General features: G+C 71.7%; 28 protein-coding genes. 17 read left to right on the forward strand and 11 right to left on the reverse strand.

Features of this window, described 5'->3' with window-relative positions; all coding sequences use genetic code 11:
* The first annotated feature begins 151 nt into the window (after window positions 1–151).
* Together ACZ6TI_RS35865 and ACZ6TI_RS35870 are read left to right on the forward strand one after the other, a co-directional pair.
* A complete protein-coding gene (locus ACZ6TI_RS35865; RefSeq protein ID WP_465349664.1) occupies window positions 152–1,138 on the forward strand; it encodes an NADH-quinone oxidoreductase subunit B family protein in 987 nt (328 codons plus the stop codon).
* Window positions 1,135–1,674, forward strand: a complete 540-nt coding sequence (locus ACZ6TI_RS35870) for a hypothetical protein (RefSeq protein ID WP_465349665.1) — start codon at window positions 1,135–1,137, stop codon at window positions 1,672–1,674. Before ACZ6TI_RS35865 ends, ACZ6TI_RS35870 begins: the two co-directional genes overlap by 4 nt.
* A 335-nt stretch (window positions 1,675–2,009) precedes the next feature.
* Here the strand turns inward: ACZ6TI_RS35870 and hypB are convergent, their stop codons facing one another.
* Both hypB and ACZ6TI_RS35880 read right to left on the reverse strand, forming a co-directional pair.
* Complete coding sequence (gene hypB, locus ACZ6TI_RS35875) at window positions 2,010–2,723, reverse strand: hydrogenase nickel incorporation protein HypB (RefSeq protein WP_465349666.1); 714 nt, start codon at window positions 2,721–2,723, stop codon at window positions 2,010–2,012.
* A gap of 3 nt (window positions 2,724–2,726) precedes the next feature.
* Complete coding sequence (locus tag ACZ6TI_RS35880; protein ID WP_465349667.1) at window positions 2,727–3,056, reverse strand: hydrogenase maturation nickel metallochaperone HypA/HybF; 330 nt, start codon at window positions 3,054–3,056, stop codon at window positions 2,727–2,729.
* A 303-nt stretch (window positions 3,057–3,359) separates the two neighbouring features.
* On the opposite strand from ACZ6TI_RS35880, the gene ACZ6TI_RS35885 reads away from it, so the two are divergent.
* From ACZ6TI_RS35885 to ACZ6TI_RS35940, 12 genes are all read left to right on the forward strand, one after another.
* Entirely contained in the window at window positions 3,360–3,668 is a 309-nt protein-coding gene (locus tag ACZ6TI_RS35885; RefSeq protein ID WP_465349741.1) for a hypothetical protein, read from the forward strand.
* 15 nt (window positions 3,669–3,683) lie between these two features.
* Window positions 3,684–5,474, forward strand: coding sequence for a nickel-dependent hydrogenase large subunit (locus ACZ6TI_RS35890; RefSeq protein ID WP_465349668.1), 1,791 nt, complete (start codon window positions 3,684–3,686; stop codon window positions 5,472–5,474).
* Between the two features lie 96 nt (window positions 5,475–5,570).
* Window positions 5,571–6,200 (forward strand): DUF5947 family protein, encoded by a 630-nt coding sequence (locus ACZ6TI_RS35895; RefSeq protein WP_465349669.1) that lies wholly within the window; start codon window positions 5,571–5,573, stop codon window positions 6,198–6,200.
* Window positions 6,197–6,835 carry a DUF6084 family protein gene (locus tag ACZ6TI_RS35900; RefSeq protein ID WP_465349670.1) on the forward strand — a complete coding sequence of 213 codons (639 nt, stop codon included), beginning with the start codon at window positions 6,197–6,199 and terminating at the stop codon, window positions 6,833–6,835. The genes ACZ6TI_RS35895 and ACZ6TI_RS35900 overlap by 4 nt, the downstream gene beginning before the upstream one ends.
* Window positions 6,832–8,145, forward strand: coding sequence for a hypothetical protein (locus ACZ6TI_RS35905; protein WP_465349671.1), 1,314 nt, complete (start codon window positions 6,832–6,834; stop codon window positions 8,143–8,145). Before ACZ6TI_RS35900 ends, ACZ6TI_RS35905 begins: the two co-directional genes overlap by 4 nt.
* A complete protein-coding gene (locus ACZ6TI_RS35910) occupies window positions 8,112–8,231 on the forward strand; it encodes a DUF6893 family small protein (protein ID WP_465349672.1) in 120 nt (39 codons plus the stop codon). The genes ACZ6TI_RS35905 and ACZ6TI_RS35910 overlap by 34 nt, the downstream gene beginning before the upstream one ends.
* Window positions 8,228–8,704: a hydrogenase maturation protease gene (locus ACZ6TI_RS35915; RefSeq protein ID WP_465349673.1), complete on the forward strand. Its 477-nt coding sequence runs from the start codon at window positions 8,228–8,230 to the stop codon at window positions 8,702–8,704. The genes ACZ6TI_RS35910 and ACZ6TI_RS35915 overlap by 4 nt, the downstream gene beginning before the upstream one ends.
* Before the next feature lie 2 nt (window positions 8,705–8,706).
* Window positions 8,707–11,223, forward strand: a complete 2,517-nt coding sequence (hypF, locus tag ACZ6TI_RS35920; RefSeq protein WP_465349674.1) for a carbamoyltransferase HypF — start codon at window positions 8,707–8,709, stop codon at window positions 11,221–11,223.
* Between the two features lie 15 nt (window positions 11,224–11,238).
* The gene (locus ACZ6TI_RS35925) at window positions 11,239–11,523 is read left to right on the forward strand and encodes a HypC/HybG/HupF family hydrogenase formation chaperone (protein WP_465349675.1); all 285 of its coding nucleotides are present in this window, start codon (window positions 11,239–11,241) and stop codon (window positions 11,521–11,523) included.
* The gene (gene hypD, locus ACZ6TI_RS35930) at window positions 11,520–12,623 is read left to right on the forward strand and encodes a hydrogenase formation protein HypD (protein ID WP_465349676.1); all 1,104 of its coding nucleotides are present in this window, start codon (window positions 11,520–11,522) and stop codon (window positions 12,621–12,623) included. The genes ACZ6TI_RS35925 and hypD overlap by 4 nt, the downstream gene beginning before the upstream one ends.
* Window positions 12,620–13,681, forward strand: a complete 1,062-nt coding sequence (gene hypE / locus ACZ6TI_RS35935) for a hydrogenase expression/formation protein HypE (RefSeq protein WP_465349677.1) — start codon at window positions 12,620–12,622, stop codon at window positions 13,679–13,681. The genes hypD and hypE overlap by 4 nt, the downstream gene beginning before the upstream one ends.
* 1 nt (window position 13,682) lies before the next feature.
* The gene (locus ACZ6TI_RS35940; protein ID WP_465349678.1) at window positions 13,683–14,423 is read left to right on the forward strand and encodes a DUF6390 family protein; all 741 of its coding nucleotides are present in this window, start codon (window positions 13,683–13,685) and stop codon (window positions 14,421–14,423) included.
* Here ACZ6TI_RS35940 and ACZ6TI_RS35945 read toward each other — a convergent pair.
* Genes ACZ6TI_RS35945 through ACZ6TI_RS35965 form a run of 5 tightly spaced genes read right to left on the reverse strand, consistent with a single transcriptional unit; the run spans window position 14,389 to window position 18,516 of the window.
* Complete coding sequence (locus tag ACZ6TI_RS35945; protein WP_465349679.1) at window positions 14,389–15,522, reverse strand: aromatic ring-hydroxylating oxygenase subunit alpha; 1,134 nt, start codon at window positions 15,520–15,522, stop codon at window positions 14,389–14,391. The genes ACZ6TI_RS35940 and ACZ6TI_RS35945 overlap by 35 nt on opposite strands.
* 22 nt (window positions 15,523–15,544) lie before the next feature.
* Complete coding sequence (locus tag ACZ6TI_RS35950; RefSeq protein ID WP_465349680.1) at window positions 15,545–16,207, reverse strand: GntR family transcriptional regulator; 663 nt, start codon at window positions 16,205–16,207, stop codon at window positions 15,545–15,547.
* Window positions 16,208–16,219: 12 nt separating this feature from the next.
* A complete protein-coding gene (locus ACZ6TI_RS35955) occupies window positions 16,220–17,092 on the reverse strand; it encodes a 5-oxoprolinase subunit C family protein (RefSeq protein ID WP_465349742.1) in 873 nt (290 codons plus the stop codon).
* Window positions 17,093–17,135: 43 nt separating this feature from the next.
* Complete coding sequence (locus ACZ6TI_RS35960) at window positions 17,136–17,756, reverse strand: 5-oxoprolinase subunit B family protein (protein WP_465349681.1); 621 nt, start codon at window positions 17,754–17,756, stop codon at window positions 17,136–17,138.
* Window position 17,757: 1 nt separating this feature from the next.
* Window positions 17,758–18,516, reverse strand: a complete 759-nt coding sequence (locus tag ACZ6TI_RS35965) for a LamB/YcsF family protein (protein ID WP_465349682.1) — start codon at window positions 18,514–18,516, stop codon at window positions 17,758–17,760.
* A 95-nt stretch (window positions 18,517–18,611) separates the two neighbouring features.
* Here ACZ6TI_RS35965 and ACZ6TI_RS35970 point away from each other — a divergent pair, with 95 nt between their 5' ends.
* The gene (locus ACZ6TI_RS35970) at window positions 18,612–19,295 is read left to right on the forward strand and encodes a DUF3159 domain-containing protein (RefSeq protein WP_465349683.1); all 684 of its coding nucleotides are present in this window, start codon (window positions 18,612–18,614) and stop codon (window positions 19,293–19,295) included.
* Between the two features lie 18 nt (window positions 19,296–19,313).
* Here the strand turns inward: ACZ6TI_RS35970 and ACZ6TI_RS35975 are convergent, their stop codons facing one another.
* Window positions 19,314–20,768 (reverse strand): glycosyltransferase family 2 protein, encoded by a 1,455-nt coding sequence (locus ACZ6TI_RS35975; RefSeq protein ID WP_465349684.1) that lies wholly within the window; start codon window positions 20,766–20,768, stop codon window positions 19,314–19,316.
* On the reverse strand, window positions 20,765–21,871 hold the full coding sequence (locus tag ACZ6TI_RS35980) for a HEAT repeat domain-containing protein (RefSeq protein WP_465349685.1): 1,107 nt from the start codon (window positions 21,869–21,871) through the stop codon (window positions 20,765–20,767). Before ACZ6TI_RS35980 ends, ACZ6TI_RS35975 begins: the two co-directional genes overlap by 4 nt.
* 55 nt (window positions 21,872–21,926) lie before the next feature.
* Between ACZ6TI_RS35980 and ACZ6TI_RS35985 the strand changes: the two genes are divergently transcribed.
* Window positions 21,927–23,135, forward strand: coding sequence for a pyridoxal phosphate-dependent aminotransferase (locus tag ACZ6TI_RS35985; RefSeq protein WP_465349686.1), 1,209 nt, complete (start codon window positions 21,927–21,929; stop codon window positions 23,133–23,135).
* A 141-nt stretch (window positions 23,136–23,276) separates the two neighbouring features.
* Here ACZ6TI_RS35985 and ACZ6TI_RS35990 read toward each other — a convergent pair whose 3' ends face one another.
* Together ACZ6TI_RS35990 and ACZ6TI_RS35995 are read right to left on the reverse strand one after the other, a co-directional pair.
* Window positions 23,277–23,621, reverse strand: a complete 345-nt coding sequence (locus ACZ6TI_RS35990) for an ATP-binding protein (RefSeq protein ID WP_465349687.1) — start codon at window positions 23,619–23,621, stop codon at window positions 23,277–23,279.
* Between the two features lie 62 nt (window positions 23,622–23,683).
* On the reverse strand, window positions 23,684–24,058 hold the full coding sequence (locus ACZ6TI_RS35995; protein WP_465349688.1) for a response regulator transcription factor: 375 nt from the start codon (window positions 24,056–24,058) through the stop codon (window positions 23,684–23,686).
* 241 nt (window positions 24,059–24,299) lie between these two features.
* Here ACZ6TI_RS35995 and ACZ6TI_RS36000 point away from each other — a divergent pair, with 241 nt between their 5' ends.
* Window positions 24,300–24,542, forward strand: a complete 243-nt coding sequence (locus tag ACZ6TI_RS36000; RefSeq protein ID WP_465349689.1) for a hypothetical protein — start codon at window positions 24,300–24,302, stop codon at window positions 24,540–24,542.
* Window positions 24,543–24,566: the final 24 nt, after the last annotated feature.

The raw sequence follows: 24,566 nt of genomic DNA on the forward strand, positions 1-24,566 counted from the left end.
TCCAATCTCCTGGGCCCTGTGACGACCGCGGGTCGCCGTGCTGAGCCTAAGGGCGGACGGTGTACCCGAACGGGTGACAGTCCTTCTGCCGGGCCCGGCAGCGTGCAAGTCTCGGACCCGCCGCACGTGGCTGATCGGACGGTGACGGCTGATGCTCTTCCCAACCGGCGACGAGCGAGTGCTGCACCTGCTGTGGATGAACGGCGGGCTGAGCTGCGACGGCGAGTCGGTCGCGCTGACCGCCGCCACCCAGCCCAGCATCGAGGACCTCGTGCTCGGCGCGCTGCCGGGAGTGCCGCGGATCGCCCTCCACTGGCCCTACTTCGGGTTCGAGACCGGGCCCGACGGCGGCCCGGACAGTTTCGTCGAGTGGTTCCACCGGGCCGCTCGCGGTGAGCTGGAGCCGTTCGTGCTGATCGTCGAGGGCTCCGTGCCCGACGAGGGCAACAAGGACCAGGGTTACTGGAGCGGATTCGGCAACGACCCGCAGACCGGTCAGCCGATCACCAGCTCCGAGTGGCTGGACCGGCTCGCGCCCCGTGCGGAGGCGGTGCTGGCGGTCGGCACCTGCGCGGCGTACGGCGGCATCCACGCGATGGCCGGCAACCCGACCGGAGCCATGGGCGTTCCCGATTACCTCGGCTGGGACTGGAAGTCCAAGGCCGGCCTGCCGATCGTCTGCGTGCCGGGCTGCCCGACCCAGCCGGACAATCTCGCGGAGACCATCCTGCAGCTGCTCTACCGGCTCAGCGGCCAGGCGACCGAGCTGCCGCTGGACGAGGAGCTCCGGCCACGATGGCTGTTCGAGTCCACAGTGCACTCCGGTTGTGACCGGGCCGCCGCCTATGACCAGAACGAGTTCGCCACCGGCTACGGCTCGAGCACGTGTCTGGTCAAGGTCGGCTGCTGGGGGCAGGTGGTGCGCTGCAACGTCGCGAAACGCGGGTGGATCAACGGGGTGGGCGGCTGCCCGAACGTCGGCGGCATCTGCATCGGCTGCACGATGCCCGGCTTCCCGGACAAGTTCATGCCGTTCATGGAGTCGACGGCGGCGGCGGACGCCCCCGCGGACCCGGCTTTCGCGCCGGTGGTGCGCACACTTCGCGGTTTCACGGTGCGGCTGGCGACAACGCGATGACCGCACCCGGCCCGGCCGAGGAAGCCGCCGCGCAGATCGATCACCTATTGTCGGAGCTGCGTGCACGTCCCGACCGGCGGGCCGCGCACGCCGCCGAGGAACTGACCCGCTGCCTGGTGCAGCTCTACGGCGCCGGCCTGAGCCGCGTCGTGGCCGTGCTCGGCCCGGACCAGCTCCGCGACCTGTGCGCCGACCCCCTCGTGGAGAGCCTCCTGCTGGTGCACGACCTGCATCCGATGACCGTGGACGCCCGGGTCCGTCAGGCGCTGGCGAAGTTGCCCGGCACGGCGGAGTTCCGGGGCATCGACGAGGACGGCGTGGTGCGCCTGCGCATGCCCGCGGGCGGCGGGTGCCGATCGACGTTGCGCGGGATCGAGGCCGGCCTCGCCCGGGCGGTGCCGGAGGTGACCCGGGTCGTGCTGGACGAGCCGCTGCTTCAGGTGTCGTTGCGGCCCGGAATCGCCGCGCCGGGTCATCCGGGCGGCGTACAAGTCCCGCGCCCAGCCACCGGACACATCTGTCCGACGACGCCCTGACCAGCGGCTTCAGCGGGAGCGACGGGGCCGCGGGCCGCCACTTGTGTGCGGACAGGGATGGGTCTGGCGGCGGCCCCGGAACGCCGGGCAGGCTGTAACCGGTAATCAACGCACCGTAAGCACAGGCTCAGGAGTGGCGACGTGATGTGGAACAGACGCGCACCGGGAACGCACCGCGCCAACGAGGCGGTCATCTGGCGTAAGCCGAGCTGGCTGCGGCGCGGGCCCCGGCCCGAGGACACGCCGCCGGTCGTGCGGGAGCCCGAGGCGGGATGGTGGCGGATGCTGGAGGTCCTCGACGCGACTGAGCCGCCCGTGGCCGGCCGGGCGCCGGATCAGCCGGAAGGCGCCCGGTCGGTGGCGGCGGTCAGCCACTCGTACCAGGAATTCAGGTTGTCTCCGCGGGTGGCCGAGACGATGACCACCCGCGCGTGAGGATTGACCGAGGCGATGTGCCGCCGGCAGGCGTCGAGGTCGAAGTCGACGTGGGGCAACAGGTCGATCTTGTTGATCAGCACAAGATCGGCGGCTGCGAACATGTACGGGTACTTCAGCGGCTTGTCGGCGCCTTCGGTGACCGAGATGATCACGACCTTCCCGCCTTCGCCGAGGTCGAACAGCGCGGGGCAGATCAGGTTGCCGACGTTCTCCACGAAGAGCAGCGAGCCGCGCGGCGGGTCCAGCTCGTCCAGCGCCGTGCCGATCATCGCGGCGTCCAGGTGGCAGCCGGCGCCGGTGTTCACCTGAACCACCGCGCAGCCGGTGCGGCGGATGCGGTCCGCGTCCAGCGGCGTTTCCTGATCACCCTCGATCACCACGACCGGGCGCCGGCCGTCCAGGTCGCGGATGGTCCGTTCGAGCAGCGTGGTCTTGCCGGAGCCGGGTGAGCTCATCAGGTTCACCGCGTGCACGTCGCGGTCGGCCAGCCGGCCGCGGATCACCTCGGCGAGCGCGTCGTTGGCGGCGAGCACCTTCTCCTCGAGGGTGATCGTCTCGGTGGCGTGGTGGTGGACGTGATCGTGGACTCCGCAGCCACAGGTCGCGCACATTCCTCAGCCCACCTCCATCGAGACGATCTGCAGCTCACGCCCGGCCGTGACGGCCACGTCGGCGCTGCCGCAGGGGCACAGCAGGATCAGATCGGGGACCTCGGCGTCGCCGCCGCACCGGCGGCAGTGGACGGTGCCGGGACGCCGCTCGATGTCGAGCCGCGCGCCGTCCGCGACGGTGCCCTCGACGGCCAGCTCGAAGCAGAACCGCATCGCGTCCGGCACCACCGCGGTCAACGCTCCGATCCGGACCAGCACGCTGCGCACCGGCCGCTCGCCGGCTCGCCGGCACACGGTGTCCACCACGCTCTGCGCGATCGACAACTCGTGCATCGGACTCCGTCCGGGATCACGGTCGGGTGGGACCGCCGGGGATCGGTTGACATTGTCGCACGCAGACGAGCAATGTGTTCGCAGCGTAACGCCTCCGATACCCAGTGTTGATCTTCGATGCCACAGGGCCTCGACCTGCTCCGGAAAGCGTGTCCGTCATGCCATCAGCCGAAGCGGTGAAAGCAGCCGACACTCTGGTCCACGTTCTCTGGATCAACGCCGGGCTCAGTTGCGACGGTGATTCGGTCGCGCTGACCGCGGCGACCCAGCCGAGCATCGAGGAGATCGCCCTCGGCGCCCTGCATCGTCAAGCTCGGGTGCTGGGGCCCGGTGGTCAAGTGCAATGTGCCCAAACGCGGCTGGATCAACGGGATCGGCGGCTGCCCGAACGTCGGCGGCATCTGCATCGGCTGCACCATGCCCGGCTTCCCGGACAAGTTCATGCCCTTCATGGACGAGCCACCCGGCGGACGGCTGTCCACCGGCGCCGTCGGACTCTACGGCCCGACCATCCGGCGCCTGCGCCAGATCACCACGCGCACGCTCGACAAGGAACCCAAGTGGCGCACGCCGGGCCGGACGCTGACCACCGGCGCCTCCCGGACCTGGTGACGGGAGCTGACGGAGATGACCGCGACGGAGAGCCGGCGGAACAGCACGAGCAGCGCCACCGAGCTCGTCGACATGGCCTGGGACCCGATCACCCGCATCGTCGGCAGCCTGGGCATCCACACGAAGATCGACTTCAAGCAGCGGATCGTCGCCGAGTGCAAGAGCACCAGCTCGATCTTCCGCGGCTACTCGATCTTCATGAAAGGCAAGGATCCGCGCGACGCGCACTTCATCACCAGCCGGATCTGCGGGATCTGCGGCGACAACCACGCGACCTGTTCCTGTTACGCGCAGAACATGGCCTACGGCGTGAAGCCTCCGCACCTCGGCGAGTGGATCGTCAATCTCGGTGAGGCCGCGGAGTACATGTTCGACCACAACATCTTCCAGGAGAACCTGGTCGGGGTGGACTACTGCGAGAAGATGGTCGCCGAGACGAACCCCGGTGTGCTGGAGATGGCGAACCGCACCGAGTCCCCGCACGCCGGCGAGCACGGCTACCGCACGATCGGCGACATCATGCGCTCGCTGAACCCGTTCACCGGCGAGTTCTACCGCGAAGCGCTGCAGGTCAGCCGGATGACGCGGGAGATGTTCTGCCTGATGGAGGGCCGCCACGTGCATCCCTCCACGCTGTACCCGGGCGGTGTCGGCACGGTCGCGACCATCCAGCTGATGACCGACTACCTGAGCCGGCTGATGCGCTACGTCGAGTTCATGAAGAAGGTCGTGCCGATGCACGACGACCTGTTCGACTTCTTCTACCAGGCGCTGCCCGGCTACGAGATGGTCGGCAACCGCCGCATCCTGCTCGGCTGCTGGGGGTCCTTCCAGGACCCCGAGGTGTGCAACTTCAAGTACGAGGACATGACCGCCTGGGGCCGGCGGATGTACGTCACCCCCGGCATCGTGGTGGACGGGAAGCTGATCACCACCGACCTCGTCGAGATCAACCTGGGCATCCGGATCTTGCTCGGCTCGTCGTACTACGACGACTGGGAGGACCAGGAGATGTTCGTGACCCGCGACCCGCTGGGCAACCCGGTGGACCGCCGGCACCCGTGGAACCAGCACACCAACCCCAAGCCGCAGAAGCGCGATCTGGACGACAAGTACAGCTGGGTGATGTCGCCACGCTGGTACGACGGCAAGGACTATCTCGCTCTCGACACCGGTGGCGGCCCGCTCGCCCGGCTGTGGTCCACCGCGCTCGCCGGGATGGTGGACATCGGCTACGTGCGGTCGACCGGCTCCAGCGTGCAGATCAATCTGCCGAAGACGGCGCTCAAGGGGCCGGTCGAGTTCGAGTGGAAGATTCCACGATGGAGCAACACCATCGAGCGGAACCGGGCCCGGACCTATTTCCAGGCGTACGCGGCCGCGTGCGCGCTGCACTTCGCCGAGAAGGCGCTGGTCGAGATCCGGGCCGGGCGCACCAAGACGTGGGAGTCGTTCGAGGTGCCGGACGAGGGCATCGGGTGCGGCTTCACCGAGGCGGTGCGGGGCGTGCTGTCGCACCACATGGTGATCCGGGACGGGAAGATCGCGAACTACCACCCGTACCCCCCGACACCGTGGAACGCCAACCCGCGGGACAGCTACGGCACCCCCGGTCCCTACGAGGACGCCGTGCAGGGGCAGCCGATCTTCGAGGAGAACGACCGGGAGCACTTCAAGGGCATCGACATCATGCGTACGGTGCGCAGCTTCGATCCGTGCCTGCCGTGCGGCGTGCACATGTACCTCGGCGGCGGCCGGAAGCTGGACCTGCTGCACTCGCCGACGCAGTCCGCCGGCAGCGAGTGATCCCGTGCCGGACCACGACTGGCAGGCGGCCGGGGCGCGCATCGACACGCTCCTCGCGGCGAGCGCGTCGAAGCGCGCCGCCGCCGGGACGCCGACATGAACGCCCCGCTGTCGGCACTGCGCCGGATCGCCCGCAGCCGCCCGGCGCCACCCGACGGGGAGCACTGCGACATCTGCGCGGCCGGCATCGTCGCCGCGCACTCGCATGTGGTCGATCTGCAGAGCCGGGCGCTGCTGTGCACCTGCCGCCCGTGCTATCTGCTCTTCGCCGACGAGCACGCCACCCTGCACTACCGGGCGGTGCCGGAGCGCTACCTGTCGCTGCCCGGCTCGGCCCTCGACGAGCAGGCCTGGGACGACCTGCAGATCCCGGTCGGCCTGGCGTTCCTGTTCCGCAACTCGGTGCAGGACCGGATGGTGGCGTTCTTCCCGGGCCCGGCCGGCGCGACCGAGTCCGACCTGCCGCCGGCCGTCTGGGAGCTGATCGTGGCGCGCACCCCGCAGCTGGCCGCGCTGCGACCGGACGTCGAGGCGGTGCTGGTCAACCGGCCCAGGACCACCTCCACGGCCGACCCGTCGAGCTACCTGGTGCCGATCGACGCCTGCTACGAACTGGTCGGCCGGCTGCGCACCCTCTGGCGCGGCTTCGACGGCGGCAGCGAGGCGCATGCCGCCATCGCCGAGTTCTTCACCCGGGTGCGAGCTCGCAGTAAGCCCGCGCCATGAGCAACTACCGGTTCACCGTTCTCGATGTGGTCGCCGAGCCCTATGCCGTGGCGCCGCAACTGACCGCGCGGCTGCGCCTGGAGGAGACCACCGGCGCCCGGATCCACGCCGTCGTGCTGCGCTGCCAGGTGCGCATCGAGCCGCGCCGCCGCCGCTACGACCAGCCGGAGGAGGACGCCCTGCTGGGTCTGTTCGGCACCCGGGAACGGTGGGCCGACACTCTGAAGTCGTTCTCCTGGATGCAGTGCGACACCACGGTGCAGGGCTTCGTCGGCCGCACCGAGGTGGACCTGGCGCTGCCCTGCACGTACGACCTCGAGGTGATCGGCACCCGCTACCTGCACGCGCTCGACGCCGGCGACGTACCCCTGACCTTTCTCTTCTCGGGCACCGTCTTCACCCGGGGCGAAACCGGCTTCTCCGTCGAGCAGATCCCATGGTCCTGCGAGGCCGGGTACGCGCTGCCGGTCGCGGTGTGGCGGCAGATGATCGAGTCCTACTTCCCGAACACCGGCTGGCTGCGCGTCGACTCCGGCGTCCTCACCGCTCTCGCCGCCTTCCGGTCCCGGCACGGCCTGACCAGCTGGGACGAGACGATGCAGAAACTGCTCGCCGAGGACGGACCCGGCTCATGAGTCTGGACGCGGTGCGGGCCGTCGCCGACGCGGTGCTCTACGAGGGGTACCTGCTCTACCCCTATCGGGCGAGCGCCGCCAAGAACCGGTCCCGGTGGCAGTTCGGGGTGCTCGGCCCGCCGGCCGCCGGATCCTTCGGCGAGGCCCCGGACATGGCGATGCAGTGCCTGCTGGACGGGGACGGCGCCGTCACGGTGTTGCTGCGACTGCTGCACCTGCAGGCCCGGGAGGTGCAGCGCCGGGAGCCGGACCACACCTATCGGCCGGTCGGCTCGCTGACCGTCGCCGGCACCACGGCCCTGAGCTGGGACGAAGCGGTGGAGCGGGAGATCACGCTGCCGCGGGTGCCGCTCACCGGCGCCGCGGAGTTCCCGGTCTCGATCCCCGGCGGCGAGGAGGTGGAGCCGATCGAGGGCGGCCGGATCGTGCGCCGCCGGTGGCCGCTGACCGCCCGGGTCCGCACCCGGGTGGAGCCGGACGACGGCTTCCTGCGGCTGACCGTGAGCGTCGTCAACGACCATCCGGGCGAGATCACCGGCAAGGACGACGCGATCCGCCGGTCACTGATCGGGGCGCACCTGATCGTCCAGGCGCACGGCGCGGCGTTCGTCTCCCTGCTGGAGCCGCCACCCGCGGCCGCCGCGGCCGCCGCCCGCTGCTCGCAGCACCGCTGCTGGCCGGTGCTCGCGGGGCCACCGGGATCCGGCGATGTCGTGCTGGGCGCGCCGATCATCCTCTACGACCACCCCCGGATCGCCGAGCAGAGCGGGGGCGCGCTCTTCGACTCCACCGAGATCGACGAGATCCTCACCCTGCGGGTGATGACCATGACCGACGCCGAGAAGGCCGAGGCGCGCGCCACCGATCCGCGGGCGCAGGCCATCGTCGACCGCTGCGACGCCATGTCGGCCGGCGAACTGAACCGGCTGCACGGCGGGCGCAGCGACCAGGTGCCCTGGTGGGACCCGGCCGCCGACGCGGCGGTGGATCCGGCGACCGACGCGGTGGCCATCGCGGGCGTCCGGGTCGCCAAGGACAGCCTGGTACGCGTCCACCCGTCCCGCCGCGCCGACGCCCAGGACATCTTCTTCGCCGGGCAGACCGCCCGTGTCACGGCGGTGGTCGGCGACGTCGACGGCCGGACGCACGTGGCCGTGGTGCTCGTCGACGACCCGGCCGCCGACCTGCACGACTGGTACGGCCGCTACTTCTACTTCGCACCGGACGAGCTGGAGCCCCTGCCCGGCCCGCCGGCGTCCCGAGAGGAGAACCGATCGTGCGAATCATCGGCGCCATCACCACCGCCCTGACCATGGCCGTCGCCGTGCTCACCGCGGTCGTGCTGGTCAGGTCCATCCCGGACATCCGCCGCTATCTGAGGATGCGCTCGATGTGAGAGTGCTGGTGGCCGGGGTCGGAAACCTCTTCCTGGGCGACGACGGGTTCGGACCCGAGGTCGCGCGGCGGCTCGCGGGCGCGCACCGGTTGCCGCCCGGCGTCCGGGTGGTCGACTACGGCATCCGTGGCATGCACCTGGCCCACGATCTGCTGGATCCGGTCGACGCGCTGGTGCTGGTGGACGCGCTGCCCGGCGGCCGGACGCCGGGCGAGGTGGTGGTGCTGAAGGTCACCGCGGACCGGTGGGGCGCCGCCGAGTTCGACTCGCACGGGATGAACCCGGTGGCGATGCTGGCCGGGCTGGAACGCCTCGGCGGCACGCTGCCGGACACCTACCTCGTCGGCTGCCGGGTCGCCGCGGTCGACGAGGGGATCGGGCTCAGCGCCCCGGTCGCCGCCGCGCTGCCGGAAGCGGTCGAGGCCGTGCGCACCCTGCTGGACCGGCTGACCACCGCCGCACGGAGGTCCTGACCATGTGCCTGGGCATTCCTGGACGGGTCGTCGAGATCGTGCCCGGCTTCGCCGATCAGCTGGCCCTGGTCGATGTCCTGGGCGCCCGGCGGCGGGTGAACATCGGGATGCTCGACGCGCCGCCGAGCCCCGACGACTGGGTCCTGATCCACATGGGCTTCGCACTGGAGATCATCGACGCGGCCGCCGCCGGCCGGGCGATGGAGGGCCTGGAGCTGATGGGCCGGTCGGCCGACCAGCGGATCCGGCGTCACCTCAGCGTGTCGGGGCTCGTGCAGGGCGTCGGGTTCCGCCCGTTCGTCTATGCCACCGCGGCCGCGCTGGCCCTGACCGGATCGGTGGTCAACTCCGGCGAGGGCGTGCAGATCGAGGTCGAGGGCGATCCGGACGCGGTCCGTGAGTTCGGCCGCCGGCTGCGGGCCGACGCGCCGCCGCTGGCCATGGTCACCGACATCCGCGAGACGGCGCTGACCACGCGGGGCGGCACCGGCTTCACCATCGGGGCGTCGACCGGCGAGCAGCCGGCCCGCACGCTCGCCTCCCCCGACACGGCGATGTGCGCCGACTGCCACGCCGAGCTGAGCGACCCGCACGACCGCCGGTTCCGGCACCCCTTCATCACCTGCACGAACTGTGGCCCGCGCTTCACGATCATCACCCGCCTGCCGTACGACCGGGAGGCGACCACGATGGCCGGATTCCCGATGTGCGCCGCCTGCCGGGCCGAATACCGGGATCCGGCCGACCGCCGGTTCCACGCGCAGACCGTCGCCTGCCCCGCCTGCGGTCCCCGCCTCGAACTCCTCGCCGGCGACACCCCGGCCGTGACGGGCGAGGACGCCCTGCGCGGCGCCCGGGAGATGCTGGCCGCCGGCCGGATCGTCGCCGTCAAGGGCCTCGGCGGCTACCACCTGGCCTGCGACGCACGCAACGAGGCGGCGGTCACGGAACTGCGCCGCCGCAAGCAGCGCGGCGGCAAACCGTTCGCGCTGATGGTGGCCGACCTGCCGGCCGCCGAGCGGTTGGTCACCATCACGGACGGCGAACGCGAGCTGCTGACCGGGATCCGCCGCCCGATCGTCCTGCTCCCCCGGCGCGACGACGCCACGGCCGGCGTGGTCGCCGGCGCGGTCGCACCCGACACCCCCGACCTGGGCGTCATGTTGCCCTACACGCCGCTGCACGTGCTGCTCTTCGGCCTGCCCGGCGACCCGCCCGGCCCGGACGCGCTCGTGCTGACCTCCGGAAACCTGTCCGGCGAGCCGATCGTCACCGACGACGCCGACGCCCTGACCCGACTGACGCCGCTGGCGGACGCGTGGCTGCGGCACGACAGGCCGATCCGGGTGCCGTGCGACGACTCGGTGAGCCGGCACGTCGCCGGGGCCGAGTTGCCGATCCGCCGATCGCGCGGGCACGCGCCGCTGCCACTGGCGTTGCCGTTCGACGTCCCGCCGATGCTCGCGGCCGGCGCGGACCTGAAGAACACCTGCGCCCTCGCCGAGGGCCGGTACGCCTGGATCAGCCAGCACATCGGCGACATGGACGACATGCGCACCATCGACGCGCTGACCCGCACCGAACGGCACCTGGCCGAGCTCACCGGGGTCCGGGCCGAGGTGCTGGTCGCCGACAAGCATCCAGGTTACCGGTCCGCCGACTGGGCACGCGCCCACGCCGGCGGGCGGCCCGTCCGCCTCGTCCAGCACCACCACGCGCATGTCGCCGCGGTGATGGCCGAGCACGGGATCGGGCCGGACGAGCAGGTCATCGGCATCGCCTTCGACGGCACCGGCTACGGCGACGACGGCGCGGTGTGGGGCGGGGAGGTGCTGATCGCCGACTACAAGTCCTACCGCCGCGCGGCGCACCTCGGATACGTGCCGCTGGCCGGTGGGGACGCCAGCGTGCTGCGGCCGTACCGGATGGCGCTGGCTCATCTGCGCGCCGCCGGCGTGCCCTGGCACCCGGACCTGCCGGCCGTGGCGGCCTGCCCGCCGGCCGAGCGGGCCGTGCTCTCGCACCAGCTCGAAACCGGCCTCGGCTGCCTGCCCACCTCCAGCATGGGCCGGCTCTTCGACGCCGTCTCATCGCTGGCCGGCGTGCGGCAGCACGCGGCATACGAAGCCGAGCCGGCCATCGTCCTGGAGGGGCTGGCCCGGCACGCCACCGGCCCGGCGTATGCGTTCGGGTTGACCGGGAGCCTGGTCGCCGACCCCGGCCCGGTGGTGCGGGCCGTCGCGGCCGACGTCCGGGCCGGCGTGACCGCGGCGGTGATCGCGGCGCGCTTCCACGCGGCGGTCACCGACCTGATCGTCGCGCTGGCGGAGCGCTGCCGCGAGCGGACCGGCCTCGACGTCGTCGCGCTCGGCGGTGGCGTCTTCCAGAACGCCCTGTTGATCGACGCGGCCGGCCGAGGGCTGCGCGAGCGGGGCTTCACCGTGCTGCGCCCGCGTCTGCTGCCACCCAACGACGGCGGCATCGCACTCGGCCAGATCGTCGTCGGAGCGTACGGCTGAAGAGAGGAGAAGCCCATGTGCCTGGCAGTCCCGGGGCGCATCGTGAGCGTCAGCGAGGTCGACGGCACACCGATGGCGGACGTCGACTTCGGCGGCGTACGCAAAGAGGTCTGTCTGCAATATGTGCCCGACGCCGCGGCCGGCGAATACGTCATCGTGCACGTCGGATTCGCCATCCAGCGGCTCGACGAGGCCTCGGCGGTGCAGACGCTCGCCAACTTCGAACGGCTCGGCATCCTCGAGGAGGAGTTCGGCGATGGATTCACCCGGGCGGCCGGGCAGGCAGGGGCGGACCGGTGAAATACCTGGAGGAGTTCAGCAATCCCGACCTGGCCCGCAAGCTGGTCGACCAGATCCACGCGGTGACCACCCGGCCCTGGGCGATGATGGAGGTCTGCGGCGGCCAGACGCATTCGATCATCCGGCACGGCATCGATCAGCTGCTGCCGGACGGCGTCGAGATGATCCACGGGCCGGGCTGCCCGGTCTGCGTCACTCCGCTGGAGATCATCGATCGGGCGCTGGCCATCGCGGCGCAACCGGGCGTGATCTTCTGCTCGTTCGGCGACATGCTGCGGGTGCCCGGCAGCAGCCGAGACCTGTTCCGCGTCAAGAGCGACGGCGGCGACGTCCGGGTGGTGTATTCGCCGCTGGACGCGCTGCGGATCGCCCGGGACAACCCGGATCGGCAGGTGGTGTTCTTCGGCATCGGCTTCGAGACCACCGCGCCGGCCAACGCGATGACCGTCTACCTGGCGCGCAAGCTGGGCGTGCCGAACTTCTCACTGCTCGTCTCGCACGTGCTGGTGCCACCGGCGATCGCGGCCATCATGGAGTCGCCGCGCTGCCGGGTGCAGGCGTTCCTCGCGGCCGGGCACGTGTGCAGCGTGATGGGCACGACCGAGTACCCGCCGCTGGCCGCGAAGTACCGGGTGCCGATCGTGGTCACCGGGTTCGAGCCGCTGGACATTCTGGAGGGCATCCGGCGGACCGTGATCCAGCTCGAATCGGGCCGGCACGAACTGGAGAACGCCTATCCGCGCGCCGTGCGCGACGAGGGCAACACCCCGGCGATGGACATGCTGCGAGACGTGTTCGAGGTGACCGACCGCACCTGGCGGGGCATCGGGATGATCCCGGGCAGCGGGTGGCGGCTCTCCGAGCGGTATCGCGACTTCGACGCCGAGCTGCGCTTCGACGTCACCGGGCTGCACACCGAGGAGCATCCGGGGTGCCGCTCCGGCGAGGTGCTGCAGGGCCTGCTGAAGCCGAACGAGTGCGCGCTGTTCGGCAAGGAGTGCACGCCGCGCAACCCGTACGGCGCGACCATGGTGTCGTCCGAGGGAGCCTGCGCGGCCTACTACGCCTACCGCCGGCTCGACCTGGTGCGGCTGCCGTGACCGCCGAACTGGACCTGGAGAACTGGACCTGCCCGGTGCCGCTGCGCGACACCCCGACGGTGGTGATGGGTCACGGCGGCGGCGGCGCGATGTCCGGCGAGCTGGTCGAGCATCTCTTCCTTCCCGGGTACGGGTCCGCGGGCGGCTCGGCCGGCCTCGCCGACTGCGCGATCGTGCCGGTCGGCAGCGCCCGGATCGCCTTCTCCACGGACTCGTTCGTGGTGCAGCCGATGTTCTTCCCGGGCGGCTCGATCGGCGACCTGGCGGTCAACGGCACCGTCAACGACCTCGCGATGGGCGGCGCGACGCCGCTCTACCTGTCGGCCGCGTTCATCCTGGAGGAGGGCACCGCGCTCGCCGAGATCGGGCGCATCGCGGAGGCGATGGGCGCGGCCGCGCGCGCCGCCGGCGTCCGGCTGGTCACCGGCGACACCAAGGTGGTCGGCCACGGCAGTGGCGACGGCGTCTACGTCACCACCTCCGGGGTCGGCCTGGTCCCGGCGGGCGTCGACATCGGCCCGCACCGGGCCACCGCCGGCGACGCGGTGCTGATCAGCGGCGACATCGGCGTGCACGGGGTGGCCGTGATGAGCTGCCGCGAGGGGCTCGAGTTCGGCACCACCGTGTCCAGCGACACCGCGCCGCTGCACGGGCTGGTCGCCGCGATGCGGGCCACCGGCGCGGACCTGCACACGCTGCGCGACCCGACCCGCGGCGGAGTGGCCGCCGCGCTGAACGAGATCGCCCGGACCGCGGGCGTCGGCGTCGATCTGGTGGAACGGGATCTGCCGATCCCGCCGGCGGTGGCCGACGCGTGCAGTCTGCTCGGGCTGGATCCGCTGCAGGTGGCCAACGAGGGCAAGCTGCTGGCGTTCGTGCCGGACGACCGGGCGGACGAGGTGCTCGCGGCGATGCGGGCCCACCCGTACGGCGGTGGGGCATGCCGGATCGGCGTCTGCGTGCCGGAGCACCCGGGCATGGTGGTGGCGCGGACCGCGCTCGGCGGCACTCGGGTGGTGAACCTGCCGATCGGCGAGCAGTTGCCGAGGATCTGCTGAGATGAGCGAGGCCGGTGCGCTGTTGTTCGCTCGGTACGCGTACCCGCCCAACGAGCTCGGCTACTGCGGCCCGGACGGCGCCGCCGCCCTGCTGCACGCCGATGCCCCGGACGAGATCGCCCGGCGGGCACGGCGGTTCGAGGGCGCGTGGAGCTATCTCGAGATGATCGCCCGGGCGAACCGGCTCGCCGACCCGCTGGACGAGGCGGTCGTGCGGGCCTACTGGGTGGGCAACGAGCTGCTGGACCGCGTGTCACCGGCGGCGCTGACCAGTTTCCTGCGCCGCCGGTTCGCCGGCCAGACCGGGGGCACCTGGCAGGAGGCGGACGCACGGGCGATCGCGCACCACAGCTTCCAGGTGTTCGAGGTTTACCCGTGGGCGGCGCTGCTGCACCGCACCGGCGCTCCGTCCGCGCTGTCGGTGCTCGACCGGTGCCGGGTCCGCGTCGGAACGGTGCGCGAGGTGCTCGGCGAGAGCGCCGTGGTCGGCTCCCGTCCGCTGGTCTGGCAGGGCGGGGCCATCGGGTACGGGCCGATCTGCGAGCAGACGGTGGCCTGGTCGGTCGACGGGCTCTCGCTGCTCGCCCGCCCGGCCCCCGGCGATCGGGTGTCCCTGCACTGGGACTGGGTCTGCGACGTGCTCGACGACGCGCAGTGCGCGCGCATCGAGTCCATGGAGCGACGCCGCCTCGCCGTGCTGCCGGGGGTCACTTCGGAGGGACGAGGGCCTCGTAGGCCTTGAGCACCAGGCTGTGGAAGTGGTGGACGCCGTGCTCGGACAGGCCGGGATTGTGGTCCGGGTCGTACACGATGCGCCCTTGATCGAAGGCCGGCGTCGCCATGCCGCGCTGGACGCTCTCGACGATCGCGATGTCCTGCTGCTGGAGGACGTCGTCGATGTAGCGGACCGCCTCCACCTCGGCGTCCTGCAGCTCGTCGGTCTCGAAGAAGAAGTCCCAGGTCTCCAGCGTGCGGTCCGGCCCGGCGGGGACGACCTGGAAGACCATGAAGTTGCCACGCCCGGGATAGCGCAACAGGCAGGTGTTGGGCCACAGCCACCACACGGCGTGCTGGGTGACGGACGCGGCGGAGACGTCGTACGCGGGATTGTCCTGCTTGCCGGCCTCGGCGAAGTGGCTGGACCAGATCCCGTGCGTGCGCACCTGATAGGTGTCCATGTCGACCAGGGCGACGAACTCGCGGTGCGCGATGTGGCAGTGGTAGCACTCGAGGAAGTTGTCGATGACGTTCTTCCAGTTGGACCGCACGTCGTAGGTCAGCCGCTTCGCGAAGGTGAGCTCGGCGACGTCCGGCGCCCAGAACGCGATCTCGGCCGCCAGGTCCGGCGCCTGCTCGGCCAGCGGCGCGGCGGACGGGTCGAGGTTCACATAGACGAAGCCGCAGAACTCCTCCACCTGGATCTGGTCCAGGCGGATGCCGCTCTTGTCGAAGGTCGCGAGCCGCGCGTTGCGCAACGAGCCGTCGAGGTCGTAGACCCAGGCGTGATAGGGACACACGATCGTGCCGGTCGTCCCCGAGCCGGACAGCAGCTCGTGCGCCCGATGCTTGCAGACGTTGAAGAAAGCCCGCAGCCGGCCCGACCTGTCGCGCACCACGGCGATCGGCATGCCCGCCACGGTCGCCGACACATAACCGCCCGGCGCCCGCAACTTCTCCACATGGCAGATCCACTGCCACGTCCGCCCGAGAATGGCCCGCCGATCCGCTTCAAGCCACTTCACTTCCGTGTACGCCGCCGCGCGCAACGACATCGACCGAGCCGGATCCGGGTCGAAGCCCCGGCCGATCTCCCGCACGTCCTGCCCGCTCACCGCCGTCATATCCGGGAACGCTAGACCACGCTCACGGCAGCGCACCGAGGACGACGCGTTCGGAGGTGAACAGGTAGTCGCGCAGCAGGTCGGCGGCGCGGGCGGCGTCGCCGGACTCGTAGGCCACGGTGATCTCCTCGTTCATCGGCACGAACGGGCGGTGCAGCGTCTCGTAGTCGGTGGCCGCCGCAAAGGCCAGGCGCAGCTCGGCGGTGAGCCGGCGCATCCAGCCGTCCAGCCGCGGACTGCCCGCCAGCGCCACGATCCGCTCGTGGAAGTGCATGTCGGCGGTGCCGACCGCGCGCCAGCGGCCGGCCGCCGCGGCCTCCTTGGCCTCGTCGACCGCGGCGCGCATCGGGCCGGCGGCCGGCGGGTCGACCGGCGCCTGGCGCAGTGCGGTGCACTCCAGCAGCACCCGCACCCGATAGATGTCCGCGATCTGGGCCGGGCTGAGCGTCGCCACGAACACGCCGCGGTGCGGGTGCCGCACCAGCAGGCCCTCCTCGATCAGCGTCGAGAACGCTTCGCGCAGCGTGTTGCGGGAGACCTTGAGCGGGCCGGTCAGCGAGCTCTCGGACAGCCGGGTGCCCGGCGCCAGCTCGCCCGCGATCATCTGGCCGCGCAGGTCGGCCGCGGCCCGGGCCGCCGAGCCGGGCGCGGCGGGATCCGCTTCCGGCCTGTCTGCGAGGGTCACCGGGTCAGTCAATCAGCCGGTCTGGGCGGGGAAGTGGCCCGGGTCCGGTGCGGCGGCGGCGAAGCGCACCCGCCGACCGGGCCGGACCTGGGCGGCCAGGTCGGCCGCGGCCGGGGTGAGCACCGCGATCACCGGGTAGCCGCCGGTGAGCGGGTGGTCGGCCTGGAAGATGATCGGCCGCCCGTCGGGCGGCACCTGCACCGAGCCGCGCACGACGCCTTCGCTCGGGAGTTCCTCGGTGCGGCTGCGGGACAGCGCGGGCCCGTCGAGCCGCAGCCCGACGGTGTCACTCGCCGGCAGGACCGTGTATTCACCGTCCAGGAAGGCCGCCACGGCTTCGTCGGTGAACCAGTCCTCCCGAGGCCCGAGGTCGACCTCGAAAACGACGTCCTCGACCGGAGGTGGCGGATCGACGCGCTGACCGGGGCCGGGGGGTTCCGGACCGATGGGGAGTTCGTCGCCGGGTCTGAGGCGGGCCGGGCCGATGCCGGCCGGATCGGTGGATCGTGAGCCCAGGACCGGCGGGACGTCGATGCCGCCGCGGACCGCGAGATAGGACCGCAAACCGTTGCGTGGCATGCCGATCCGCACCTCGGCGCCGGCCGGCACCGGCACCTCCGTCTCGGGCTCGTGCGGCGCGCCGTCGACGGTGAGCGTGGCGTCCGTCCCGGTCAAGGCGACCATCGCCGCCGCGTCGAAACTCAGCCGCAACCCGCCCAGCGTGCACTCCAGCGCCGCCGCGCCCGGCTCGTTCCCGACAAGTTCATTCGCCCGCGCGAACGCCCCGCGATCGACCGCCCCCGACGGCGCCACTCCAAGCGCCGCCTGCCCGAGCCGCCCACCGTCCTTGACCACCGTCAACGGCCCGGTGCGCACCACCGTCATACCCACGTCGATCCTCCAGGTCTACAGCGGCGAGAGAAGAACATCAGGAGACCTTCTCGAAGCGGACCCGCACACCCGGGACCAGCAGAGCCGGGGACTCCCGGTCGAGGTCCCAGACGCGTGTCTCGGTGTGCCCGATCAGCCGCCAGCCGCCCGGGCTGTCATGGGGGTAAACACCGGAGAACGCGCCGCCCAGTCCCACGGAGCCGGCCGGGATCCGGGTCCGCGGCGTCGAGCGGCGCGGCACCTGCAGGCGTGGATCGCCGCCGGTCAGATAGCCGAAACCGGGCGCGAAGCCGGTGAACGCCACGGTCCACTCGGCCTCGGTGTGCCACGCCACGATCTGCGCCGCGGGCACACCGGCGTGTGCCGCGACGTCGCCCAGATCGGGCCCGTCATAGCGAACCGGGATCGTGACCGTGCCGAGATCGAGGCCCTCCCACGAGTCCACGCGCAGCGAACCGACGGCGGCCACGACAGCGGCGGGGGACGTCACGAGCGGGTCCAGCCGGATCAGCACGGTCCGCGCGGCCGGCACCAGGTCGGTCACGCCGGGCAGGCCGGCCGAGCGCAGCGCCACGTAGAGCGCCAGCGCGGCGTCCAGGTCGGCCACCTCGGCCAGCACGGCCTCGCGGCCGCAGCGCAGGAAACGAGTGCCCGGCATGTCAGGACGCGGAGGTGAACGGCTCGATGTGGACGCCGGCGCCGGCCAGGCCCTTGGCGACCGCGCGGGCCATCTCCACGGCGCCCGAAGTGTCGCCGTGCACGCAGATCGAGTCCGGGCGTACCGCAAGGATCGTGCCGTCGACCGCGGCCAGCTCGCCCGCGGTGACCAATCGCACCATCCGCTCGGCGACGAGCGCGGGGTCGGTCAGCAGCGCGCCGGGGTCGCGCCGGGAGACCAGCTCGCCGGTGGGTGTGTAGCCGCGATCGGCGAACGCCTCGGCCCGGACCCGCAGGCCGGCCTCCCGCGCCACCCGGCTGAACACCGACCCGGGCAGGTGCAGCACCGGCAGCCGGTCGTCGTAGCGGCTGACCGCCTCGACCACCGCCGCCGCCTGCCGCTCGTGGTGCACGATCGCGTTGTAGAGGGCGCCGTGCGGCTTCACATAGCGCACCCGGTCGCCGGACACCCGGGCCAGGCCGTCCAGCGCGGCGAGCTGATAGAGCACGTCGGCGGTCAGGTCGGCCGGCTCGTAGTCGATGAACCGGCGGCCGAAGCCGGGCAGGTCGCGGTAGCCCACCTGGGCGCCGATCGCGACGCCCCGGGTGACCGCGCGTTCGCAGGTGGCCAGCAGCGTGCGCGGATCGCCGGCGTGGAAGCCGCAGGCGATGTTGGCGCTGCTCACCACCTCGAGCATCGCGTCGTCGTGGCCCAGGCGCCAGGTGCCGAACCCCTCGCCCAGATCGCTGTTCAGGTCCATCGCACACTCCCCTGGATTGTTCAACGATCGAGCGGAATTCGTTCAACAATACACGGCTGCGGCGGGGGCGGTGCTGTCGGTTAGGCTTTCCTAACTTGAGCGGGGGTGCGGGCGTGGCGGACGAGTCGCTGTCGGATCTGCTCGGCGGGCGCCGGGCGGCGCTGGACGCCACCGCGCCGGTGGCCGGCTTTCTGATCGGCTGGCTGGCCGGCGGGCAGTCGATCCGGATCGGCGCGGGCGTGGCGGTGCTGGTCGCGCTGGTCGTGGCCGGCTGGCGGCTGCGGCGCGGCGACCGTCCCGGCGCGGTGCTGATCGGCCTGCTCGGCGTGGTGGTCGCCGCGCTCGTCGCACTGCGCACCGGCCACGCCGAAGACTTCTTCCTGGTGCGGCTGCTGACCAACGGCGCGAGCGCGCTGGCCTGGGCGGTCAGCATCGTGGTGCGGTGGCCGCTGCTCGGCGTGGTGGTGGGCGGCGTGCTCGGCCAGAAGACTCGGTGGCGGCGCGATCCGGCGCTGCTCAGTGCGTACGGAAAAGGCAGTTGGGTCTGGGTTCTGCAATATGTGGTGCGGCTGGCGGTTTTCATCCCGCTGTACGCGGCGGGACAGGTGGTGGCGCTCGGCGTGGCCCAGATCGCGCTGACCTGGCCGCTCGTGGCGGCGTGCATCGCGGTGAGCTGGTGGGTGATCCGGCGCAGCCTGCCGGACGGCCACCCGGGCCTGCGTCACCCACGCACGCCGGTGGAGAGTGGTAGCCCAGCCGTGCATCCGGGCGCGGGATAGCCCGCTCAGCTACCAGTTTCAGGGGGTCGCGTCGGCCGGGACGCGCTCCGGAACCGTGTCGAAGCCCTGACGGTGCATCGTGCCCCACACGGACGGACGCCCGCGCCACGCCGCCGAAGCGCCGGAGACCTGCCACAGCGCGAGGATCTGGCGGTAGCCGAAGTTCTCGACGATCGCCGCCAGCACGCCCCGGACCAGGTCCGTCCATCGTGGATAGCGGTGGAACGAGACCTCCTCGATGAACAATGAGATCAGGCTGATCAGCAGGCCGTAGCCGTAAGCCACGAGCGCGAACCGCCAGGCGAAGTCGAGATTGATCGCGTCCGCCCACAGGCCCAGCGGCACCAGCACCAGCGCGGCCAGCTCGATGAACGGCGCGAGCAGCTCGAACACCACGTAATAGGGCAGCGCGATCAGGCCGATCCGGCCGTAGCGCGGGTTGAGGATCATCCGGCGGTGCTTGCTGAGGATCTCGGCGATGCCCCGGTGCCAGCGGCGGCGCTGCCGGCCGAGCACGCGCAACCGGCCCGGCGCCTCGCTCCAGCTGACCGGCTCGGCCACGAAGATCACCCGGTAGTCCTCGCCGCGCTCGCGCAGGTAGTGGTGCAGCCGGACGACCAGTTCGGCGTCCTCGCCCACGGTGTCGTGCGCCATGCCGCCGATCTGCACCACCAGGTCGCGCCGGAAGATGCCGAACGCGCCCGAGATCACCACCAGGCCGCCGAGCCGCGACCAGCCGGTGCGGCCCATCAGGAACGCCCGCAGATATTCCACCACCTGCACCCGCACCAGCCAGCTCTTCGGCATCCGCACGTCCACCACGCGGCCGCCGATCACCTTGCAGCCGTTGGCGATCCGCACCACTCCCCCGCACGCGGCCACCCGCAACGGGTCGTCGCCGAACGGCTTCGCCACCGACAGCAGCGCGTCCGGGTCGAGCACCGAGTCCGCGTCCACCATGCAGACCAGCGGGTGCCGGGCGAGATTGATGCCCACGTTGAGCGCGTCCGACTTGCCTCCGTTGGTCTTGCGGACCACGGTCAAGGTCTCCGGGTTCGCCCGCGCCACGTGCACGGACAAGACCTTCGACCGGTACGGGACCTCGGCCGGCACCACGCGAGGGACTTCCACCAGGTCGAACTGCGCCCGGAGAAGCTCGAACGTCTCGTCGGCCGAGCCGTCGTCCACCACCACGACCTCGTACCGCGGGTAGCGCAGCGCGGTCATCGCCTGCACCGCGGCCACGATCCCGGGGCCCTCGTTGAACGCGGGCACGATCAGCGACACCGGCAGGGTCAGCGGGGACCGGAACATGTCGTCGCTGCCCGCGAACGGCAGCCGCCGCAGGTGCCGGTAGAACTCCATCCCGGCGAGCAGGACCAGCATCAGATAGCTGCTGTTCAGCGCGACGAAGTAGGCGAAGATCGCCCAGTCCGCGGCGTGCAGGATCTCCCGGGCGAACTCGGGCGTCATGCGGTCACCAGAACGCCGGAGACTTCGGACAGCGCGAGCGCCTCTTGCGCGTGAGCCGCCGCGGTGGAGGGCTTGGCGTGTGCGCCGACACCGGCCGCGCGGGCGTTGTCCCGCTCGGCTTCGAGCACCCCGCGCAGCGCGGCCATCCCGGCCGGTCCGAGCCGGCGCAGCGCGTGCGCGGCCTCGTGCGCCACCCGATATTCCGCGTCGGGCAGCAACACCTCCAGAGCTTCCACCGCGGACGGCGCGCCCAGGTCACCGAGCGCACGGGCGGCGGCGGCGCGCAGTGGCGTGGGACGGGCGGCGCCCAGGGCGAGGATCAGCGGCTCGACCGCGGACCGGGCGCCGAGCCGGCCCAGGTTGGCGGCGGCCGCGACCCGGACGTCGAGCACCGAGTCCTCGCGCAGGACGCGGGACACCCGCTGCACCGAGGACGCGGCGCCGAGCAGGCCGAGGGCGTCCAGGCAGACCGCGCGTACCCGGGCCTCGGGGTGATCCAGCGCGGCGGAGAGGGTGACCTCGGCCTCCGGGCCGAGTTGCACCAGGGCGTGGGTGGCCAGCAGGGAGGGCACCGGGTCGGACTGGTCGAGGCTCGCGATCAGCCGCCACGCCGCGGCCGGGTCGCCGATCCGGCCCAGCGCCCGCACCGCGACCACGCGCACCTCGGCGTGCCGGTCGGTGAGCAGCCGGCACAGCCCCGGGACGGCCTGCTTGAGCTCCAGGTCGCCGAGCACCTGCGCGGCCCGGGCCCGCTTGATCCGGCTGCGCGAGCGCAGGTCGTAGAGAGCGCGGCGGGCGGCGCCGCGGTGCAGGAACACCGACACCAGCGCGCGGTGGGCCTCGCCCCGCAGCTTGGAGAGCAGGCCCAGGGCGCCGGGCTCGGCCGCGTTCCACGCGTCGTCCGGGATGGCGACCAGGCTTTGGCTGCCCTCTTCGCCGTTGTCCGCGACGAAGGCCAGCAGCTCGCGGCGCGGACCGGCGGCGAGCGTGGCCTGCCTGCGACGGCGCGCCTGCCGGACCACGCGGACCGCGACGATGCCGATCGCGGTCACGGCCACGATCGCGGCCAGCACCGCGATGGTGATCGTGAAGATCCGGAGCATAGGGCGAAATATATCCTTTATCGGGCGGGCCCCGAGGCCGTTTAGGCTGAGACCCATGGTGGGCCAGGCGAGCAGGCTGAAGAACGTCCGGTACGACATCCGCGGTCCGGTGCTGCGCCGCGCCCAGGAGCTGGAGAGCGCCGGGCACCGGCTGCTGAAGCTCAACCTGGGCAACCCGGCGCCGTGGGGGCTGAACGCGCCCGAACCGATCATGGCGGACGTGGTGCAAAATCTGGCGGCCGCGCAGGGCTACAGCGACGCGCGCGGCATCTATTCGGCCCGGGTCGCGGTCGCGCAGTACTACCAGACGCTCGGCGTGCGAGACGTGCAGCCGGACGACGTCTTCCTCGGCAACGGCGTCTCCGAGCTGATCGTGATGTGCCTGCAGGCGCTGCTGAACACCGGCGACGAGGTGCTGGTGCCGAGCCCCGACTATCCGTTGTGGACCGGCGCGGTGACGCTGTGCGGCGGGAAGCCGGTGCACTACCGCTGCGACGAGACCGCGGACTGGGCGCCCGACCTCGAGCACGTGGCGGCCAGCATCACCCCGAACACCCGCGCGCTGGTGATCATCAACCCGAACAACCCGACCGGCGCGGTCTACTCCCGCGAGACCCTGCTCGGCCTGCTCGACCTGGCCCGCCGGCACGACCTGCTGGTGCTGACCGACGAGATCTACGACAAGATCCTGTTCGACGACGCCCGGCACGAGTGCGCCGCCGCGCTGGCTCCCGACCTGCTGGTGCTGACGCTGAGCGGGCTGTCCAAGACCTACCGCGCGGCCGGCTTCCGCTCCGGCTGGCTCGCCGTCTCGGGCCCCAAGGCGCAGTCCGACGAATACCTCGAGGGCCTGCAGTTGCTGGCCAACATGCGCCTCTGCCCCAACGTCCCGGCGCAGCACGCGGTCCAGACCGCGCTGGGCGGTTACCAGAGCATCCAGGAACTGATCAAACCAGGCGGCCGGCTGTACGAGCAGCGCGACCACGCGTGGCGCAAACTGTCCGCGATCCCCGGCGTCAGCTGCATGAAGCCCCGCGGCGCGCTCTATCTGTTCGCCCGCCTCGACCCCGAGGTCCACAAGATCAGCGACGACCAGCGGATGATCGTGGACCTGCTGGAACAGCAACTACTGCTGCTCTCCCACGGCTCCGGCTTCAACCTGCCGACCACCGACCACCTGCGCATGGTCTTCCTGGCCCCGGTCGACGTCCTCGACGACGCCACCGACCGCCTGGCCCGCTTCCTGACCACCTACCGCCAGTAACTGTTCGCACCTTCTCTCCTACGCCGGCGACGTCAACTCTCTCCGGGTGACGAGCGCGGACGGCACCGAGATTTCGCAGGGCATCGCGGAGCGCCCTGCCTTTGAGAGAAGCCTCTAGGAGACGGGCAGCCGGACGGTGAATCACGTGCCGGCGCCCTCGGTGGAGGTGACCGTGATCGCGCCGCCGTGGTTGTCGACGATCGTGCGGATGATCGCCAAGCCCAGGCCGGTGCCGGGGATGGCCTGGTGGATCGCGTTGCTGGCGCGGAAGACGAGCCGGCTGAGCGGTTCGGTCAGGCGCCGATTGGTACGCCGCGCGGTGGCCACGGCCAGGGCGGCGGCGGCGACTACGGTGAGTGCCGCCGCCGCGGTGACGGTGAGCCATCTGAGCAGGGCGCTGCGGCGCTGCAGGGACGCCGCCCGGCCGGCCGGCGACAGGTCGAGATCCTGGTTGGCGGTGACGAACGCCTGGAACAGCGGCAGCACCAGGACCGCGAAGGCCCGGGTGAGCAGCGCCGGACCGAGCGTCGCCGCGCATCAAGCCCTGATCAGGCGCGGGTCCGGCTGAGCAGGGCCTGGATCCGGGAGACCAGCTCGCGCGGGCTGAACGGCTTGGTCACGTAGTCGTCCGCTCCCGCGCTGAAGCCGCCCTCGACGTCCTGCTCCTGCACGCGGGCGGTGAGCATGATGATCAGCATGCCGGCGGTGGCCGCGTCGGCCCGCAGCATCCGGCACACGTCGATGCCGGACAGGCCGGGCATGGACACGTCCAGCACCGCCAGCGTGGGCTGCCGGGCCTTGGCCTGCTCCAGGGCGGCCTGGCCGTCCTCGACCGCGATCACCTCGAGCCCGGCCTGTTCGAGCTTGAAAGCGACCAGGTCACGGATGTCGGCGTCGTCGTCGGCGACCAGCACCACCGTCACGTCATTTCTCCCGGTTCTCGCGCGCTCGCTACCTATTCGCACGATATCCGGTTATCCGTGGTGTGACTGCCGCTCAGGAAATGCCGCCCCGCAGGGGCCCCGGGTTCTCCGCCCGGGCCGCAGGCGCCTCGGCCGGCAGCGACACAGCAACGGCACCGCAACCGGCGCGCAGCCGCTGCTGCAGCCGGAGAGCGGTGTTCTAACTCCAGACCGCACCGGCTTCCGAACGGCAGGAGGAACGATGACCGCACTGCTCACCACCGACGACGTTCGCACGGAGGCGCTCTTCGCCTCTGATCTGCAGCGCTCGCAGCGTCCCTCGCCCGCGTCGATCCGCGAGGCGGTGCTGGTCGCGCTCGAGCGGCTGGGCGCCGGCGGCTGCGCCGAGCTGGTCGCCCAGGAGTTCGGCGAGCACCCGGACTGCGCTCCCGGCCGGATGCAGTGGGCGCGGCACGCGGTGCGGGATGCCTTCACCGTGGCCTGAGTGAAACACCTCGGCCAATGGGCC

It is taken from the genome of Actinoplanes sp. NPDC051388 (assembly GCF_055586225.1).

What these genes read in the sequence shown, in the direction of transcription:
- ACZ6TI_RS35865 (WP_465349664.1), top strand. Translation starts at nt 152, where the DNA reads ATGCTCTTCCCAACCGGCGACGAGCGAGTGCTGCACCTGCTGTGGATG.
- ACZ6TI_RS35870 (WP_465349665.1), top strand. Translation starts at nt 1,135, where the DNA reads ATGACCGCACCCGGCCCGGCCGAGGAAGCCGCCGCGCAGATCGATCAC.
- hypB (WP_465349666.1), bottom strand. Translation starts at nt 2,723, where the DNA reads ATGTGCGCGACCTGTGGCTGCGGAGTCCACGATCACGTCCACCACCAC.
- ACZ6TI_RS35880 (WP_465349667.1), bottom strand. Translation starts at nt 3,056, where the DNA reads ATGCACGAGTTGTCGATCGCGCAGAGCGTGGTGGACACCGTGTGCCGG.
- ACZ6TI_RS35890 (WP_465349668.1), top strand. Translation starts at nt 3,684, where the DNA reads ATGACCGCGACGGAGAGCCGGCGGAACAGCACGAGCAGCGCCACCGAG.
- ACZ6TI_RS35895 (WP_465349669.1), top strand. Translation starts at nt 5,571, where the DNA reads ATGAACGCCCCGCTGTCGGCACTGCGCCGGATCGCCCGCAGCCGCCCG.
- ACZ6TI_RS35900 (WP_465349670.1), top strand. Translation starts at nt 6,197, where the DNA reads ATGAGCAACTACCGGTTCACCGTTCTCGATGTGGTCGCCGAGCCCTAT.
- ACZ6TI_RS35905 (WP_465349671.1), top strand. Translation starts at nt 6,832, where the DNA reads ATGAGTCTGGACGCGGTGCGGGCCGTCGCCGACGCGGTGCTCTACGAG.
- hypF (WP_465349674.1), top strand. Translation starts at nt 8,707, where the DNA reads ATGTGCCTGGGCATTCCTGGACGGGTCGTCGAGATCGTGCCCGGCTTC.
- ACZ6TI_RS35925 (WP_465349675.1), top strand. Translation starts at nt 11,239, where the DNA reads ATGTGCCTGGCAGTCCCGGGGCGCATCGTGAGCGTCAGCGAGGTCGAC.
- ACZ6TI_RS35940 (WP_465349678.1), top strand. Translation starts at nt 13,683, where the DNA reads ATGAGCGAGGCCGGTGCGCTGTTGTTCGCTCGGTACGCGTACCCGCCC.
- ACZ6TI_RS35945 (WP_465349679.1), bottom strand. Translation starts at nt 15,522, where the DNA reads ATGACGGCGGTGAGCGGGCAGGACGTGCGGGAGATCGGCCGGGGCTTC.
- ACZ6TI_RS35955 (WP_465349742.1), bottom strand. Translation starts at nt 17,092, where the DNA reads ATGACGGTGGTGCGCACCGGGCCGTTGACGGTGGTCAAGGACGGTGGG.
- ACZ6TI_RS35960 (WP_465349681.1), bottom strand. Translation starts at nt 17,756, where the DNA reads ATGCCGGGCACTCGTTTCCTGCGCTGCGGCCGCGAGGCCGTGCTGGCC.
- ACZ6TI_RS35965 (WP_465349682.1), bottom strand. Translation starts at nt 18,516, where the DNA reads ATGGACCTGAACAGCGATCTGGGCGAGGGGTTCGGCACCTGGCGCCTG.
- ACZ6TI_RS35975 (WP_465349684.1), bottom strand. Translation starts at nt 20,768, where the DNA reads ATGACGCCCGAGTTCGCCCGGGAGATCCTGCACGCCGCGGACTGGGCG.
- ACZ6TI_RS35980 (WP_465349685.1), bottom strand. Translation starts at nt 21,871, where the DNA reads ATGCTCCGGATCTTCACGATCACCATCGCGGTGCTGGCCGCGATCGTG.
- ACZ6TI_RS35985 (WP_465349686.1), top strand. Translation starts at nt 21,927, where the DNA reads ATGGTGGGCCAGGCGAGCAGGCTGAAGAACGTCCGGTACGACATCCGC.
- ACZ6TI_RS36000 (WP_465349689.1), top strand. Translation starts at nt 24,300, where the DNA reads ATGACCGCACTGCTCACCACCGACGACGTTCGCACGGAGGCGCTCTTC.